The organism is Rhizocola hellebori (assembly GCF_016862955.1).
Classification (GTDB): Bacteria; Actinomycetota; Actinomycetes; order Mycobacteriales; family Micromonosporaceae; genus Rhizocola; species Rhizocola hellebori.
In genome coordinates this window covers 1-714 of sequence record NZ_BONY01000200.1, presented here as the reverse complement: position 1 = coordinate 714, position 714 = coordinate 1, and the positions used below count along the sequence as shown (strand labels likewise).

The window sequence follows — 714 nt, the reverse complement described above, 5'->3', positions numbered from 1 at the left end:
CGAGGGAAAGCAGATCGACGTCACACCAGGCCCACGCCGCGGCGTGGTCGAGCTGCTCGTCGGCCTGGAAACCTTGGCCGGGCTCGATGAAAACCCCGGCACCCTCAACGGCTTCGGGCCGGTCGCCGCCGACATCGCCCGCCAATGCGCCGCAACCCACTCCGACGCCCAATGGCGTTTCTCCGTCGTCGACCCAGACGGCAACCTCCTGTTCCACGGCCTCACCCGCGCCCGACCCAAGGACAACCAGCCGACACAGCCACAGCCCACCAAGACCCGACGGGCCAAGCCAAACCCCACCCACCCCCAGCGACCACCCAGCCCAGCCCACACCCGACCCACGCCATCCAGCCAGACCCGACCCGGCCAATCACCACAACCCAACCAGACCCGGCCCGCACCCACCCCGCCCAGCCCAACCCGGCCCACCCAATCACCACAGCCAAGCCAGACCCGGCCCGACCGGGCTGCACCCGCACAGTCAAGGCTCGCGCCGACAACAGCCGCCCACAGCCCAGCCGACCAGACACAGCCCACCCAAGCAGGGACAACGCCAGCCAGCCAGAACCGCCATCAACCGCCCGCCCAGAGCCAAACAAGGCCGGGCCAAACACCCCCAAGCCCAACACCGCCCAGCCAAGCAGCGCCCAGCCAAGCAGCGCCCAGCCAAGCAGCGCCCAGCCAAGCAGTGCCGGGTTCGCCGGGGAGGGGTTT

General features: G+C 70.2%; 1 protein-coding gene. It reads right to left on the bottom strand.

Translation table 11 applies throughout. The features are described from left to right. The coding region (locus Rhe02_RS49505) for a hypothetical protein (RefSeq protein ID WP_203915559.1) at positions 1-217 on the bottom strand (217 nt) is incomplete at its 3' end. Between the last annotated feature and the right edge of the window lie 497 nt (positions 218-714).